Annotated in this window: 13 protein-coding genes; 6 read left to right on the plus strand and 7 right to left on the minus strand. The window is 48.1% G+C overall.

The window, feature by feature from the left end; genetic code table 11:
* Nucleotides 1-19: 19 nt before the first annotated feature.
* Complete coding sequence (nhaD, locus tag HH196_RS02640) at nt 20-1,264, minus strand: sodium:proton antiporter NhaD (RefSeq protein ID WP_169450538.1); 1,245 nt, start codon at nt 1,262-1,264, stop codon at nt 20-22.
* A 168-nt stretch (nt 1,265-1,432) separates the two neighbouring features.
* Between nhaD and HH196_RS02645 the strand changes: the two genes are divergently transcribed.
* Nucleotides 1,433-1,699: a GIY-YIG nuclease family protein gene (locus HH196_RS02645; RefSeq protein WP_169450539.1), complete on the plus strand. Its 267-nt coding sequence runs from the start codon at nt 1,433-1,435 to the stop codon at nt 1,697-1,699.
* A 211-nt stretch (nt 1,700-1,910) separates the two neighbouring features.
* Here the strand turns inward: HH196_RS02645 and HH196_RS02650 are convergent, their stop codons facing one another.
* On the minus strand, nt 1,911-3,755 hold the full coding sequence (locus HH196_RS02650) for a DEAD/DEAH box helicase (protein WP_169450540.1): 1,845 nt from the start codon (nt 3,753-3,755) through the stop codon (nt 1,911-1,913).
* Between the two features lie 193 nt (nt 3,756-3,948).
* On the opposite strand from HH196_RS02650, the gene HH196_RS02655 reads away from it, so the two are divergent.
* Nucleotides 3,949-4,731: an MOSC domain-containing protein gene (locus HH196_RS02655; protein ID WP_169450541.1), complete on the plus strand. Its 783-nt coding sequence runs from the start codon at nt 3,949-3,951 to the stop codon at nt 4,729-4,731.
* Here HH196_RS02655 and HH196_RS02660 read toward each other — a convergent pair.
* Nucleotides 4,699-6,663 (minus strand): GNAT family N-acetyltransferase, encoded by a 1,965-nt coding sequence (locus HH196_RS02660; protein WP_169450542.1) that lies wholly within the window; start codon nt 6,661-6,663, stop codon nt 4,699-4,701. The two genes, HH196_RS02655 and HH196_RS02660, sit on opposite strands and share 33 nt — an antisense overlap.
* Entirely contained in the window at nt 6,660-7,238 is a 579-nt protein-coding gene (smrA, locus tag HH196_RS02665; RefSeq protein WP_169450543.1) for a DNA endonuclease SmrA, read from the minus strand. Before smrA ends, HH196_RS02660 begins: the two co-directional genes overlap by 4 nt.
* A 127-nt stretch (nt 7,239-7,365) precedes the next feature.
* Here smrA and HH196_RS02670 point away from each other — a divergent pair, with 127 nt between their 5' ends.
* Genes HH196_RS02670 through ybaK form a run of 3 tightly spaced genes read left to right on the plus strand, consistent with a single transcriptional unit; the run spans nt 7,366 to nt 9,322 of the window.
* A complete protein-coding gene (locus HH196_RS02670) occupies nt 7,366-8,217 on the plus strand; it encodes a hypothetical protein (protein WP_169450544.1) in 852 nt (283 codons plus the stop codon).
* Nucleotides 8,218-8,221: 4 nt separating this feature from the next.
* Nucleotides 8,222-8,842 carry a glutathione S-transferase C-terminal domain-containing protein gene (locus HH196_RS02675; RefSeq protein WP_169450545.1) on the plus strand — a complete coding sequence of 207 codons (621 nt, stop codon included), beginning with the start codon at nt 8,222-8,224 and terminating at the stop codon, nt 8,840-8,842.
* A gap of 51 nt (nt 8,843-8,893) precedes the next feature.
* The gene (gene ybaK, locus HH196_RS02680; protein WP_371807849.1) at nt 8,894-9,322 is read left to right on the plus strand and encodes a Cys-tRNA(Pro) deacylase; all 429 of its coding nucleotides are present in this window, start codon (nt 8,894-8,896) and stop codon (nt 9,320-9,322) included.
* Here the strand turns inward: ybaK and HH196_RS02685 are convergent.
* Nucleotides 9,319-9,780: a DnaJ domain-containing protein gene (locus HH196_RS02685; protein ID WP_169450546.1), complete on the minus strand. Its 462-nt coding sequence runs from the start codon at nt 9,778-9,780 to the stop codon at nt 9,319-9,321. The two genes, ybaK and HH196_RS02685, sit on opposite strands and share 4 nt — an antisense overlap.
* Before the next feature lie 101 nt (nt 9,781-9,881).
* Between HH196_RS02685 and HH196_RS02690 the strand changes: the two genes are divergently transcribed.
* On the plus strand, nt 9,882-10,193 hold the full coding sequence (locus HH196_RS02690) for a DUF6482 family protein (RefSeq protein WP_169450547.1): 312 nt from the start codon (nt 9,882-9,884) through the stop codon (nt 10,191-10,193).
* A gap of 43 nt (nt 10,194-10,236) precedes the next feature.
* Here the strand turns inward: HH196_RS02690 and HH196_RS02695 are convergent, their stop codons facing one another.
* Together HH196_RS02695 and HH196_RS02700 are read right to left on the minus strand one after the other, a co-directional pair.
* The gene (locus tag HH196_RS02695) at nt 10,237-11,634 is read right to left on the minus strand and encodes an NAD(P)(+) transhydrogenase (Re/Si-specific) subunit beta (RefSeq protein WP_169450548.1); all 1,398 of its coding nucleotides are present in this window, start codon (nt 11,632-11,634) and stop codon (nt 10,237-10,239) included.
* Nucleotides 11,635-11,645: 11 nt separating this feature from the next.
* Nucleotides 11,646-13,211: a Re/Si-specific NAD(P)(+) transhydrogenase subunit alpha gene (locus HH196_RS02700; RefSeq protein WP_169450549.1), complete on the minus strand. Its 1,566-nt coding sequence runs from the start codon at nt 13,209-13,211 to the stop codon at nt 11,646-11,648.
* Between the last annotated feature and the right edge of the window lie 296 nt (nt 13,212-13,507).

A 13,507-nucleotide genomic window follows, 5' to 3' on the forward strand; every position in this document is an offset into this window, starting at 1 on the left:
TGTTTTTCTTATCGGTTACTTAAACTAAGTAATGACCGACGAAGTAACTTCCGATGAAGCCCGAGATGAAAGCAATCGTCAGGAAAAGCACGTAGCGAGCGTAGGTACCGAAGGTGAGAATCTCAACTTTAGACATAGCCACAATGCCGGCAGCCGAACCGATGACCAACAGCGAACCACCCACACCAACGGAGTAGGTGAGTGATAGCCAGTCACCCGTGGACATCTGTACGCCTGATTTCAATAGCGCAGCTGTAAGCGGAACGTTATCGACTAGTGCAGAGAAAACACCCATGGTTAGGTTGGCAGCAGCGACAGGCATCATCTGATAGATACCGACCAGCGAATCCAGTACCCCAATCTCTTTCATCATACCGACGAGCAGAAGGATACCTAAGAAGAACATTAGGGTATCGAACTCGATACGACGTACGTAGTCCAATAGGTTCTCACGTTGGTCATCGTGGTACATGAAACGTCCCAGAAGGAACATCATTGAAAGACCGAATAGGAAAGTCAGTACCGGTGGGATACCTGCAATCACGTTCAGAACGATGGTTGAAAGAATCGTCAGTAGGAATACAAAAGCGATAATCTTACCCACACGGTCATCTTTGCGTGGTGTCGGAATGATCTCCGCAACACCGTTTAGAGGACGAGAAAGTAGGGTCGCGAGTAGCATTGTGCTTAGTAACGACGGGATCGATAGGAACAGTAGGTCCTGAATATGCACCTTACCCGCCATAAATATCATGAGCGTAGTTACGTCACCGGTGATCAGTGAGACACCGCCTGAGTTCACTGCAAAGACCACAAGTACAGCGAATCGAAGAGTTTTACGTCTATCCAGACGAAGTGACAATACCAGCGCAATACAGACTAGCGTTGCCGTGATGTTATCGGCAAGTGACGAGAACGCGAATGAGAAGATCGCGACCAGATAGATCAGTTTGCGCTCGGATATGCGTCTCGGCAGTAGTTTATAGATTAAGGTTTCAATCAAACCCTGATGGTTTAGAAATGCAACGAAGGTCATTGCCGCCATCAAGAAGAGCCAAAGGCCTGCAATCTCAAGCAAGTTCTCATCCAACTGCTCGCGCAGCATCTCATGAGTGACACCTGGTTCTGGGAAGAGAAAGATAAGAATCCACGATAGCGTCCCTAAGAATAGAGTCGATTTGGCTTTGTTTACGTGGATTACCTCTTCAAGCACAATGGAGAGGAGGGCAAGTAGTGCAAGCGATAATAGAAAGCCGTGCAGCATTTGGACATCCTTGTGGGTTTCCTGAAAGTATCTATTCAGGCCTAAAAAATTTGCGTCATTTTACTACTTTTGTCGAACTTCCTCTGGCCTCAATTGAATAAAAAGAGATATTTTTAGTAATTATTTTTCATAAGCTTAATTCGTTGGATTTTAAGAGGGGTTACCCGTTTGGATAAGTGTTCGAATTGGTTTGTCTATCTATTGAGGTGTGCAGATGATTCGCTCTATACAGGAATCACGACAGACACTGTTCGCAGAGTAAGGCAGCACAATGGTGAGTTAGTCGGTGGTGCACGTTACACACGTCCAAGACGACCGGTTGAGTTGGTTTGGCAGGAGCAACATGCAGATCGTTCATCTGCTTCGAAACGAGAGTGTGCGATTAAAGCTTTGTCTCTTAAAGAGAAACGACGATTGATTGGCAGTAAAGACTGAGAATTTTAGTTGGTTAAAAAATGAACAATTTTCAGTTTTCATCCAATTTAGTTGGAGTAAACTAAATTAAAAGTTATTCATTGAATAACTTACCTGGCCCGGGTTTGAGGGTAAGACGAACCGGGATCTTTCCGGTAAATAGCGGGCGACAACCTTAGGGTGTCGCCCGTTTTCGTTAGGAGTCCTTTGATTAAAGGCTCCCTAGCAAGGATTAGTCGCGATCTTTGCGCGGCGCTTTACGAGGAGCTCCTTTGTCCTTTGATGGTGCTTTTGAGCGTGGTGCGCCTTTGTCACTTCGAGGAGCGCGTCTCTCACCACGTGGTGCAGAGTCCTTATCGCGAGCAGGGCGCTTGCGTGGTGCGCCGCGTGATGGAGCTTCATCACTCCAAGGACGAAGACCAAGTTCACGACCACATACACGTGCTGCAGCGATCTTCTTGATCTGCACATCGTGCAAGTTACTTGGCAGATCAATTGTTGAGAAGTTCTCGCTGATACTGATACGGCCGATCTGTGCGCTGCTTACCCCACCTTCGTTCGCTACTGCGCCAACGATGTTGCTTGGTTTAACACCATCTAGATGACCAACGCTAATCCAGTAGCGTGTCTTATCGCCATCTGGACCTGAGTTATCACGGTCACGACGTGGACGATCACCGCGCTCTGGACGGTCGCCACGCTCTGGGCGTTCACGACGCTCACGCTTCGGACGCTCTGTGAATTTAGGCTCATTCTCATCTAGGTAGAATGGTTTGTTACCGTAGATCATCTGAAGTGCAGCTGCAGCTAGCGCGCTAGAGGTGATGCCGCTTTCTGCAGTTAACTCTGTAATCAGTTTGTGGAACTCAGCTGTCTGGCTGCCATCAACGGCATCAACCAACTGCTGCTTAAGGCGTTGTGAACGGCGAACGTTCAGCGCTTTAGCATCTGGAAGTTCTAGTGTCTCAAGAGTTGAGCGAGTGTGCTTCTCGATCTGGCGAAGTAGGTGGCGCTCACGGTGAGTCACGAATAGAACTGCATCACCCTGGCGACCGGCACGACCAGTACGACCGATACGGTGTACGTAAGACTCAACATCGTAAGGGATGTCGTAGTTGATTACATGGCTGATACGCTCAACGTCTAGACCACGTGCCACAACGTCTGTTGCGATAACAACATCAAGTTGGCCGCGCTTAAGACGCTCTACAACACGCTCACGTTGAGACTGCTGAATATCGCCGTGCAGCGCTGTTGCTGCAAAGCCTGAATTTGTAAGCTGTTCTGCAAGCTCTTCTGTCGCTGTTTTGGTGCGAACAAAGATAAGGGCTGCATCGTGTTCATGCATCTCTAGAAGACGCGTTAGAGCCTGTAGTTTGCTTAGGCCACGAACTTCCCAAACGCGCTGGCGAATGGTGCTAGCTGTTTCGGTTTTGCTCTGAATTTTTACGTGAACTGGATCGTTCAGGTAGCGCTCTGTAATCGCTTTAATTTCGCGAGGCATGGTCGCAGAGAAAAGGGCGATCTGACGAGTTGGTGGTGTATGCTGAAGAATCCACTCTACATCGTCGATAAAGCCCATGCGTAGCATCTCATCCGCTTCGTCGAGTACAAGACACTGAAGTTTATCAAGGCTTAGGGTGCCACGGCGCACGTGGTCCATCACACGACCTGGTGTACCGATAATAACCTGAACGCCTTTGCGAAGTGCGCGTAGTTGAGTGTCGTAGCCCTGGCCGCCGTAGATAGCGAGTGAGCGAAGACCGTTAAGGTGTTTTGAGTACTTTTCACAAGCTTCAGCAACCTGGATTGCAAGTTCACGCGTTGGTGCAAGAACCAATAGCTGAGGGTGAAGTTGAGTCGTATCTACGCGCTGCAAAAGTGGTAGTGCAAAGGCTGCGGTTTTACCGGTACCTGTTTGCGCCTGGCCAAGAATGTCGCGGCCTTCAAGTAGGGCTGGGATAGCGCCTGCTTGGATTGGAGATGGAGTCTCGTAGCCAACATCTGAAAGTGCTTCGAGAATAGGTGTGCATAGGCCTAGATCAGCAAATGTGATCGCCTGGTCAATATCTGACATCGATTTTTCCTGCTTGTTAATGAGACCCTTTACCCGCGAGCCCATTCGTAAAGCAGGTGTTGGATCTAATGAAAGAGCGCGTATCATACAGGGTTGTATCAGAAAAAGCTAATTTATATCGACTTTGGTCTAAATTGATTATATGTGCAGTGACTAAGTTGCTATCCTGCGGGTTCCAAAAAGAGGGCTTTAAATGAAACTAGTCGATATTGTTCGTTACCCCCTAAAGTCTGGTGCGGCTCAGCACCTTAGGACCACGCAGTTGAGTTCGATAGGTATCGAAGGTGATCGTCGATTTATGCTGGCAGAGCCTTCAGGAAAGTTTATTACTGCTCGTAAAGATCCTCAGTTATTGCATTTAGACCTTCAGGTTGAAGACGGTACGGTCTCGCTTTTTCGTGATGGTGAGCTACTTGGTACCTTCGCTACCTCATCTCATGATCGTTTAAATGTAGAGGTTTGGTCTCGCACGATTTCTGTTATGCAGATCACAGAGGCATCTCCATTGGTGAGTGAACTTGTGGGGCGCGAAGCGCGCTTGGTCTTTAACGATGCAGGTGCAAAAGATATTGCAGAGAAGCGCTACCCTTGGGGGCCTATCTTGAGTGATGGCTATCCGCTGCTACTTACTAATACGGCCTCGTTGGCTGCTTTGGATGCAGCTTCTGGTGGTGTTTTTGAGATGTCGCGTTTTAGGCCGAATCTCGTCATCGATAGTGATACGCCTTGGCAGGAGGATGGTTGGACGCAGTTTCGGATAGGTTACACACTATTTGAGCGCAAAAAACCTTGTGAGCGATGTGTCCTTACAACTCGTGACCCGCTGACAGGTGAGAAAAGCATTAATCAAGAACCATTGAAAACGCTCGCCAAGATACACAGGGGTGAGGATGGTGCGATTAACTTTGGTCAGAATATCGCGGTACTAGAGCCCGGTATTATTTCAGTTGGTGATACTGTTGAGTTGATCGACTAACTTAGCGACGCCTTCTCTCAACTGGTTCATCTCTTGTCGATTACTCGGCTCTGTTAAATCAATCTCATCCAAGGGCTGGTTTGTCAGCCTCAGCGCTTCGCGTATAAAAGGTTTGCTCAATGTAAGAGGGGCAAACGCATGTGCGAAGCGAGCCAGCATACTGATTAGTAACTCAGGATCCGTCTGTTTTAATTGAACACCCTCAAATCCGACAGGCAGTTCAGGAATCTCCTTGTGAGCGAAAAGGTCTTGATAGCGCTGGCTAGCTCTGTCTATGAGTTGTGAGAGATTTGGCGAAACGTCAGGATTCAACTCTTTTAAGACGAGCGCAGCTGCTTCTCCAGCGACCGAATCAATGGTATCGCCCCATCTTACCAGTGAATATCCATTGGCCTGCCAGAAGGCTAGTACATCCTGAAAACCGGCAAAGCTCGAACCTAAAAAATCGACTTCTAACTCTTTTGCAGACTCTTCAACCTGTTTGAGAAGTTCAGCTCCTGTCCCTTTGCGACGCATCTCTTCTGCTACGGCAATACGTATGATGCGCCAATAACTATTTGAAGCAGCTTTAGGCCATCCCTCAGAAAACGCCAAGGTTTGCGGGAGTAGGTTGCCGTTCGGGCGGCGCTCACCTCGCGCAATCGCTTCAGCTAACTCTGGATCGATATTGCCCTCGCTTGCGACCCAGCAAGTGCCTGTAAGCATGCCTTTATTAATAGCTACAAATAGAAGGTGGCCGGGTGAATCTAACAATATCCGCAGATCATTCGGTGAGGTCCGATAGTGAGCCCCTTGTAGCAGAGCAAATACCGCTTCAAGTAGTTCTGGCTTCTCTACTAGCTGCGCACGTTCGATCTGATGGATGCCATCCGGTAAATCAACCGTTTGCGAACTCGATAGATCCATTAATAGTAGTTTGTTGAGTTGTTGCTCTAGTGGATCGTTACTCTGCCAGCGGATAGGTTCGTTCAGAGTAAGGTGCTGGTCTAGGTTGCGCTCTGCTTTTAGTTTATCGAGAAAACGTAGCGCGAAACCGCGGCCAAATCCCTCGTAGCCAGCCGTAGTAGTTGCCAAGCAGAGGTGGGGTGTTTTATTTGCAAGCTGTAAAAGCATAGGGGTTGCGATGGCTGCGGCTTCATCGATGATGAGGAGTTCAATATCAGATAGCTCTTGCTCATCTTTTAGTACCTGCAGCGCCTCGGCAGGTCTTAAGAATCGAGGTGGATGTTCAGCCCGGTCCGTATCAGCGATTTGATGATAGCGAGAGTAGAGTGAGTCTACCGAGCGTCTATCGGGGGCTGTAATCAAAATCTTAGCAGGGTTGATGCTCTCTGTTTTGGCCAACGCAATGCCAATAGAGCTGCTTTTGCCGCGGCCACGATCGGCCGTGATCAGTGTTGTGGATCTGTCGTTTTGCCAGGCTCTGAGAAGTTGAACAACGCTGTTGATTTGATCATCGGTGGTGCGGTCTTCAGTGTTAGGAATTGTAAATTTATGCAGCCCATTTAAACTAGATATTGGTTTATAAATATTATTTAAGCCATTGCTTATAAATGAAATAAATAACCCTTCTTCAGCGATAACCAAACCGACTTTTTTCAGTTCAGGGTCTTTAAAAGAGGACCATACATCACTTGCCGGTGTTATCAAAAACAGCTTCCCAGCGGATCTAATCATTCCAGCAGCTTGCGCCAGTGTGTTGGGTGAAAAGCCATCAAAGGTGTTAAAGATAATAAAATCGACCGATTCGCCAAGGTGATTTACTACTGCATTTGGTGAGATAGCTTTTAATGGCGAAGGGCACTGCTTTGCAATCACATAGCCGTTGGCAGGATTTAGCGCGCAGACTTTACTTAGTTCTGCGATGGTTGCATCAACTTCAGATGCAGTGCAGTTGATCCAAACCAGTTCTCTATCACCGGATAAGCTCATGAACGATGGCGCTCTTGGTTAGCGAGACGTTGTTCATCATTCTTTCGCAGCAGAACATAGATTGCCGCTAACCCACCATGTTGTGGTTGTGCTGAGTGGAATGCGAGTACCTCATCTATTTTGGGTAGCCAGATAGCTAAGGCACTTTTCATCAGGTTTTGTGGAGCATTTTCATGTTTGCCGCGACCATGATTGATCATCACGGTTCTTAGGCCAAATCGGTAACACTCTTTAACAAAGTTGGGTAATTCATCCATCGCTTGTGGCAGTGTCTTATTGATCAGATCGAGACGGGCATCCGCTTGGTACTTGCCTAAGCGAAGGTTTCTATAGACTCCATCTTGGACGCCATCGCGTTTCCAATCGAGAGGATCGAGTGGGTTAATGATTTGATCTTTAGTAAACCGAAATCGCTCATCCTGGCCTTCAGCCGCACGACGGCGCTCCTCTAGTGCAGAGAAGTCGCCACGACGGAGTTGTTCGCGGGCTGATACACGTTTTTCAGTTGCGAGAGGTTTTACCCCTTCGCCAAGCATTAGAGCCGAAAATTCGTTATCTAGATCGGCATCACTCACGCTTTAACTCTCCCAATGAAAATAGCTACTTAAAGGGGTTTAATGGATTCCCGAAAGGGGCTATTGTTGCATGAATAGATAACAAAAACCCAACATCAGCCTAGGCTGGTTAGAAGGATTGGTTCGTATGCAACGCCTTATTATTGCACTTATTTTAATCATCATTGCGGCAGCAGCCTACCTGTTTATGGCGGGTCCTGTAGAGAATAGTCCAAGTCAGGTCTCCTCTAACGTAAATGCTCCGACGCCTCAGCAAAGTGATGAGCAGAGTGCAGATTCTGCACGTGATGTTATTAAAGCGCTCACCGAAGAGAGTAAAGATGAAGCGTTAGACGTTACTAAGGCGAACAACTTTGTCACTGGCGATCAGTTGGTAAAAATGCCAAACATGGCTAAAGAGAGTGCTGTAAGCGAGCAGATCGCAACGGATATGAGTGCTGGCGATGGGGCGAAAACTCAGGCGGTTGAAGCTGCGCCTCAACTTGTTGTGAAACAGGCAATGGTGAATAGTCAGCCTGATCAACTTATGAAGATGGTGGGCGATAAAAACATCATCAATGCTGACTCTCTATCACCGGGTGAACAGATTCGTTTGAAAGAGTTGCTCTCAAATCCTGATATGGCTGCAGGCACTGTCTTCTACATCCATGCTGTTACTCCAGAAGATGCACAAGGTTTGTGGGGTATTCTGCAGCAGGGGCTTACAAAAACCTTCCGTGAAGGGATTCAGCTACAGGGTAGTGAAACAAAACTTGTGGCACAAATTCCTGAGATGGCTGATGAGCGTCTAGAGAATATGCGTTCATCCTATTTGGGCAACTTTCTATACAACAAGGTTAATGATATCTACGTCTACAACTACCAGCAGGGTATGTTGGGACAGGATCCTGATCTAATTAAACCAGGTCAGCAGCTCATCATAGTCAGCTACTCTGAAGAGGAGCTAATCGAAATCTACCGCCACTTCACGCAGGGCTAATTTGATGATCGACTTCTACACTTGGGGAACACCAAACGGCCATAAGATCCGGATTATGTTGGAGGCCTGTGGTCTTGAGTACCGCTTACACCTGGTAAATATACTCAACAAAGAGCAGTTTGCGCCCGAGTTTCTTAAGATCAGTCCAAACAATAAGATTCCCGCCATTGTGGATAGTGAAGGGCCTGGTGGCCAGCCAATCTCAGTGTTTGAGTCGGGTGCGATACTCATCTATCTGGCTGAGAAGTGTGGGAAATATCTACCACAAGATCCTCGTCAGCGTGTTGAGGTGATGGAGTGGTTGATGTGGCAGATGGGTGGTTTTGGTCCTATGCTTGGTCAAGCGCACCACTTCAATAAATTTGCTCCAGAACCGGTGCCCTATGCAATTGAACGCTACTGCGCAGAGGCTCATCGCCTTTGGGGTGTCCTTGATGAACGCCTAGCTTCGCGAGAGTTTGTCTGCGGTCAAATGAGTATTGCCGATTTTGCGATTTACCCTTGGGCGAATCGTTTTGAGTTCCAGAAGATCGAACCAGAGCAGTATGCAAATGTGCATCGTTGGATGGAGCATATGAAATCATTCGACTTCGTTCAAACGGGTCTTTTGACCCCGGAGGGGTGAGAAATTACTCCCGCGGTTAACTGCGCCAAAAAGGCCAAGATCGATTTCACCCTGCATGAGTACCAGCATGAAGCCTCTGAAGAGGGCTACGGTTTAGAGGCTGCGCGGAAGTTGGGTTTAGATCCCAACGCGGTATTTAAAACCCTGCTTGTCGCAATTGATGGTGATAATAAACGGCTTGCCGTGGCGGTTGTGCCAGTCTCGGGTACGCTCGATCTAAAAGCGATGGCTAAAGCTTTAAAGGCTAAGCGTGTAGAGATGGCTGATAAGCAATCAGCGCAGCGATCTACCGGTTATCTGCTCGGTGGTATATCACCACTGGGTCAAAAACGGCTTCTCATTACCGTGGTTGATGAGAGTGCCGCACACTGTGAGACTATCTATGTCAGTGCTGGAAAACGTGGCTTGGATATGGGGCTAGCGGCCTCAGATCTACTTCTACTAACTAAAGGCACACTTGCTGATATCGGCTCTGATTAATCCTTCGTTAGCAGCTCTTTTGCGGCGTTGATTCTTGCAGCGAGCCAGTCACTTCCCCCTCGGTCTGGATGCGCCTTCTGCATTAAGCGCTTGTGCGCAGCAAGAATCTCCTCTCGGCTTGCTCCCGGTTTCAATCCCAGTATTTGGTAGGCTTCTTCCTTGTTGCTGACTGGCGCTTTAGCGGGGCTTTGCGTTTTTTGATCGCGTTTGCGTTTGAGAAATGGGAGAAGTCGAATCAGCCAGGGTAGGACGCGGCGAACAAAGGGTAGTAGGGCGCCAATAGCTGCGCCTATCCAGTGCATGCGCCCGGTGATAGCGAGAAACAGAAGAAAGAGTGCCAGCGCCACTAAAATGATCTGTATGGTGGCTCGTCGGCGTTGTTGAGGCAACAGTGTTCGCAACCAGAACAGGGTGATTGCTGTAAGGCCAAAAAGAATGATCAGAAGTAGGGGGTTCAAAATATCTCACTCTTCAGAATTAGCTTAGCGTGATCTGCTTTCATACAATCCAATTCTATACAGCCGTCGTAGAAAGACCAATCCATATGAGATTTACGTTTATGAAAGTCACTATCGATCAACTACAAAGCCAACGTCCTAAAATTCATGAGTTGCGCCTTAAGTCATTTGAATGCGAACACTATTTAGTTCAAGTGACTACCGACCAGGGTGAGTCGCTTGTCTATGCAGATAACGGCAAGCCAGCGCTATTTCGCTCACAGCTAGCAGCTAAGTTCCCTTTTAAAGGTCTTGAGGTCGCTAGGGCTACCTTGGAACATCAATCTACCTACAACGAGATGATCGGGTTGGATGTGGGTTCGGTCGAGCCGCTGGTGGTTGATATCAGCCTGCCGGATGCTGACCTTTCGTAAACAAAAAAGGCGGTCAATGACCGCCTTTTGCACATCTAAGCTATTAGCTTAGCGCTTTAAGGATCTGATCTAGACGATCCTTAGCATCACCAAATAGCATGCGTGTGTTGTCTTTGTAGAAGAGTGGGTTATCTACACCCGCATAACCGGTACCCATCGAACGTTTCATTACAATGGTCTGCTTACCGTTCCATGGCTCAAGTACTGGCATACCCGCGATTGGGCTATCTGGAACTTCTTGGGCGGCAGGGTTTACGATGTCGTTTGCACCGATAACCACAGATACGTCAACGTTAGGGAAGTCTTCGTTGATCTCTTCCATCTCATACACGATATCGTAAGGAACCTTCGCTTCAGCAAGCAGTACGTTCATGTGCCCTGGCATACGACCCGCTACAGGGTGGATACCAAAGCGAACGTTTACGCCTTTATCACGAAGTTTCTTAGTGATCTCGAATACGATGTGCTGTGCCTGTGCAACGGCCATACCGTAACCTGGAAGGATCATCACCTCTTTAGCGTGCAGAAGCATATCTGCAACTTCATCAGACTCGATAGGGCGGATGTCCTCTTCGCTGCCTGCAGGGCCTGAAGGACCCGCTGCCGATTTCTTCTGGCCAATACCGCCAAAGATAACGTTAAGGAACTTACGGTTCATCGCCTTACACATGATGTAAGAGAGGATCGCGCCGCTTGAGCCTACAAGTGCACCGACTACGATAAGTAGATCGTTACCGAGCATGAAGCCCATCGCTGCTGCAGCCCAGCCAGAGTAGCTGTTTAGCATAGATACAACGACTGGCATATCCGCGCCACCGATAGCTGCAACCATGTGGATACCGAAGATCAAAGCGATGATAGTCATCACAGTCAGTTCGAATACGCCATCAGTCGCTGCAGTATCCATGTACTGAAGCATGAAGTAGAACGCAATTATACCAAGTGCAATGTTAAACAGGTGACGACCAGGTAGCTGAAGAGGGCGACCGCCCACTTTGCCACTTAGTTTGAGGTAAGCCATGATCGAGCCTGAGAAGGTCATCGCACCGATAAGAATGCCAAGGTAGGTCTCTACCGCGTGGATAGATAGCTCAATACCTGTAAGTGAAGCATCATGCTCAAGCGCATTTGCCCAACCTACAAAGACTGCAGCCAAACCAACAAGGCTGTGAAGAACTGCAACTAGTTCAGGCATTGAGGTCATCTCAACGCGCTGCGCTAGGATGTAGCCGATGATACCGCCGACAACGATACCGCCAACGAGCATGCCGTAGTTGTTGTTCACTAGACCAAATACAGTAACACCAACAGCGATAGCCATACCTAGCATGCCGTAGAAGTTACCGCGACGAGCAGACTCCTGATGTGCTAGACCGCCAAGTGCCATGATGAACAGGGCGCTGGCAGCGATGTAGGAAGCTGTAATAATTCCTGAAGTCATAAATTATCTCCTTACTTCCTAAACATGCGTAGCATGCGCTGAGTAACGGCAAAGCCACCCACGATATTGATACTGGTGATAAACACCGCAAGACCCGCAAGTACTGAAACCACTGGGCTCGTACTAGAGATCTGTATCAAAGCACCGATCACGATGATCGAACTTATCGCGTTAGTTACCGACATAAGAGGGGTGTGTAGCGAGTGAGATACGCCCCAAATAACCATGTATCCGATGAAACAAGATAGAACGAATACGGTTAGGTGGCCGATAAACTCAGATGGCGCTACAGAACCTAGGCCAAATAGCGCACCGCCTGCAATAAGCAGAGGGATTAGGAACGCTAGAGGGTGAGCAGGTTTCTCTTCCGGCTTCTCTAGGCTCTGTTTCGCTTTAAGACCAATGTCCTCTTTAGGAGCTAGGGAGATACGTGGTGCTGGTGGTGGCCAGGTGATGTTGCCCTGTTTAACCACAGTAGCTCCACGAATCACTTCATCTTCCATGTTGATATCTATCTCGCCGTTCTTTTCAGGGCAGAGTTCGGTCAACAGGTTAAGAAGGTTAGTTGCGTACAGCTGTGAAGACTGAGCAGCTAGGCGGCTTGGAAGGTTGGTGTAACCGATAATCGTTACGCCGTGCTTATTTACTACCTTGTTCGCTTCAGTCAGCTTACAGTTACCACCCGCTTCAGCAGCAAGGTCAACGATAACTGAACCTGGTTTCATGTTGGCAACCATACGCTCAGTAATAAGCTCAGGTGCCTCTTTGCCAGGAATAAGTGCTGTAGTGATGATGATATCTACTTCAGCCGCCTGTGCAGCGAATAGATCCATCTCAGCTTTGATGAACTCAGGGCTCATGGTTTTAGCGTAACCGCCTGCACCGGCACCATCTTCATCTTCTGGGAAGTCGAGCATAAGGAACTCGGCATCCATCGACTCAACCTGCTCTTTAACTTCAGGACGAGTATCGAATGCACGCACGATTGCGCCCATGCCTTTCGCAGCGCCGATGGCAGCTAGACCTGCTACACCTGCACCTATAACTAGTACCTTAGCTGGCTGGATACGACCTGCGGCAGTGATCTGGCCGGTAAAGAAACGACCAAAGTGCTGCGCAGCTTCAACAACAGCACGGTAACCCGCGATATTAGCCATTGAAGATAGAGCATCCATCTTCTGCGCACGTGAGATACGTGGCACAGAGTCCATTGCTAGCGCGTTGATGCCGTGATCAGCCATCTCCTGAAGCATCTCAGGGTTCATGGCAGGGTAGAGGAAGCTGATGATCGTTTGATCTTTCTTCATCAACTCAATGCCATAGAAACCAAGCTCTGGGTGCGCTTTAGGTGGGCGCACTTTCAGAATGATGTCTGATTTACCCCAAAGATCGTGTGGATCTTGGATAATTTCAACGCCTGCTTTCTCGTACTCTTCATCAGCGTAGCTAGCCTCTAAGCCAGCACCCGCTTCCATAGAGACTTCAAAGCCCAGTTTTTGCATCTTAGATGCAACTTCTGGTGTGAGAGCGACGCGTTTTTCGCCCTCTTCGTTCTCTCTTGGTACACCGATTCTCATCGATTTCCCCTCGTTTACGAGTCACCTAAGTGACGAATAGTGTTAACTCAAAGCCTAGTTTCTATTCCTAGGTTGAGAGCCTTAGAACAGTATTGGCCAGCATGCGGAGTTCAGTTTCCAAGCGCTTGCCTCAGTTCGTCAAATTTTTTCGGTCCGATTAGAATACAAGATAATTAAGTTATAACCAAATCGAATGTGTGAAATATGTTCATGATTGCTTAACGTAAATTTCATGTTGGCTTAGTGGTTAAAGTTTCATCATATGGAAGGGTAATCTAAAAACCGTGACAGCTAAT

The organism is Marinobacterium sp. LSUCC0821 (assembly GCF_012848475.1).
Lineage (GTDB): Bacteria > Pseudomonadota > Gammaproteobacteria > Pseudomonadales > Balneatricaceae > Marinobacterium_E.

Bases quoted from the DNA above. Each gene is read 5' to 3' on its own strand.
- HH196_RS02670 (WP_169450544.1), top strand. From the start codon at position 7,366: ATGCAACGCCTTATTATTGCACTTATTTTAATCATCATTGCGGCAGCA.
- HH196_RS02655 (WP_169450541.1), top strand. From the start codon at position 3,949: ATGAAACTAGTCGATATTGTTCGTTACCCCCTAAAGTCTGGTGCGGCT.
- nhaD (WP_169450538.1), bottom strand. From the start codon at position 1,264: ATGCTGCACGGCTTTCTATTATCGCTTGCACTACTTGCCCTCCTCTCC.
- HH196_RS02695 (WP_169450548.1), bottom strand. From the start codon at position 11,634: ATGACTTCAGGAATTATTACAGCTTCCTACATCGCTGCCAGCGCCCTG.
- HH196_RS02660 (WP_169450542.1), bottom strand. From the start codon at position 6,663: ATGAGCTTATCCGGTGATAGAGAACTGGTTTGGATCAACTGCACTGCA.
- HH196_RS02690 (WP_169450547.1), top strand. From the start codon at position 9,882: ATGAAAGTCACTATCGATCAACTACAAAGCCAACGTCCTAAAATTCAT.
- HH196_RS02675 (WP_169450545.1), top strand. From the start codon at position 8,222: ATGATCGACTTCTACACTTGGGGAACACCAAACGGCCATAAGATCCGG.
- HH196_RS02650 (WP_169450540.1), bottom strand. From the start codon at position 3,755: ATGTCAGATATTGACCAGGCGATCACATTTGCTGATCTAGGCCTATGC.
- HH196_RS02700 (WP_169450549.1), bottom strand. From the start codon at position 13,211: ATGAGAATCGGTGTACCAAGAGAGAACGAAGAGGGCGAAAAACGCGTC.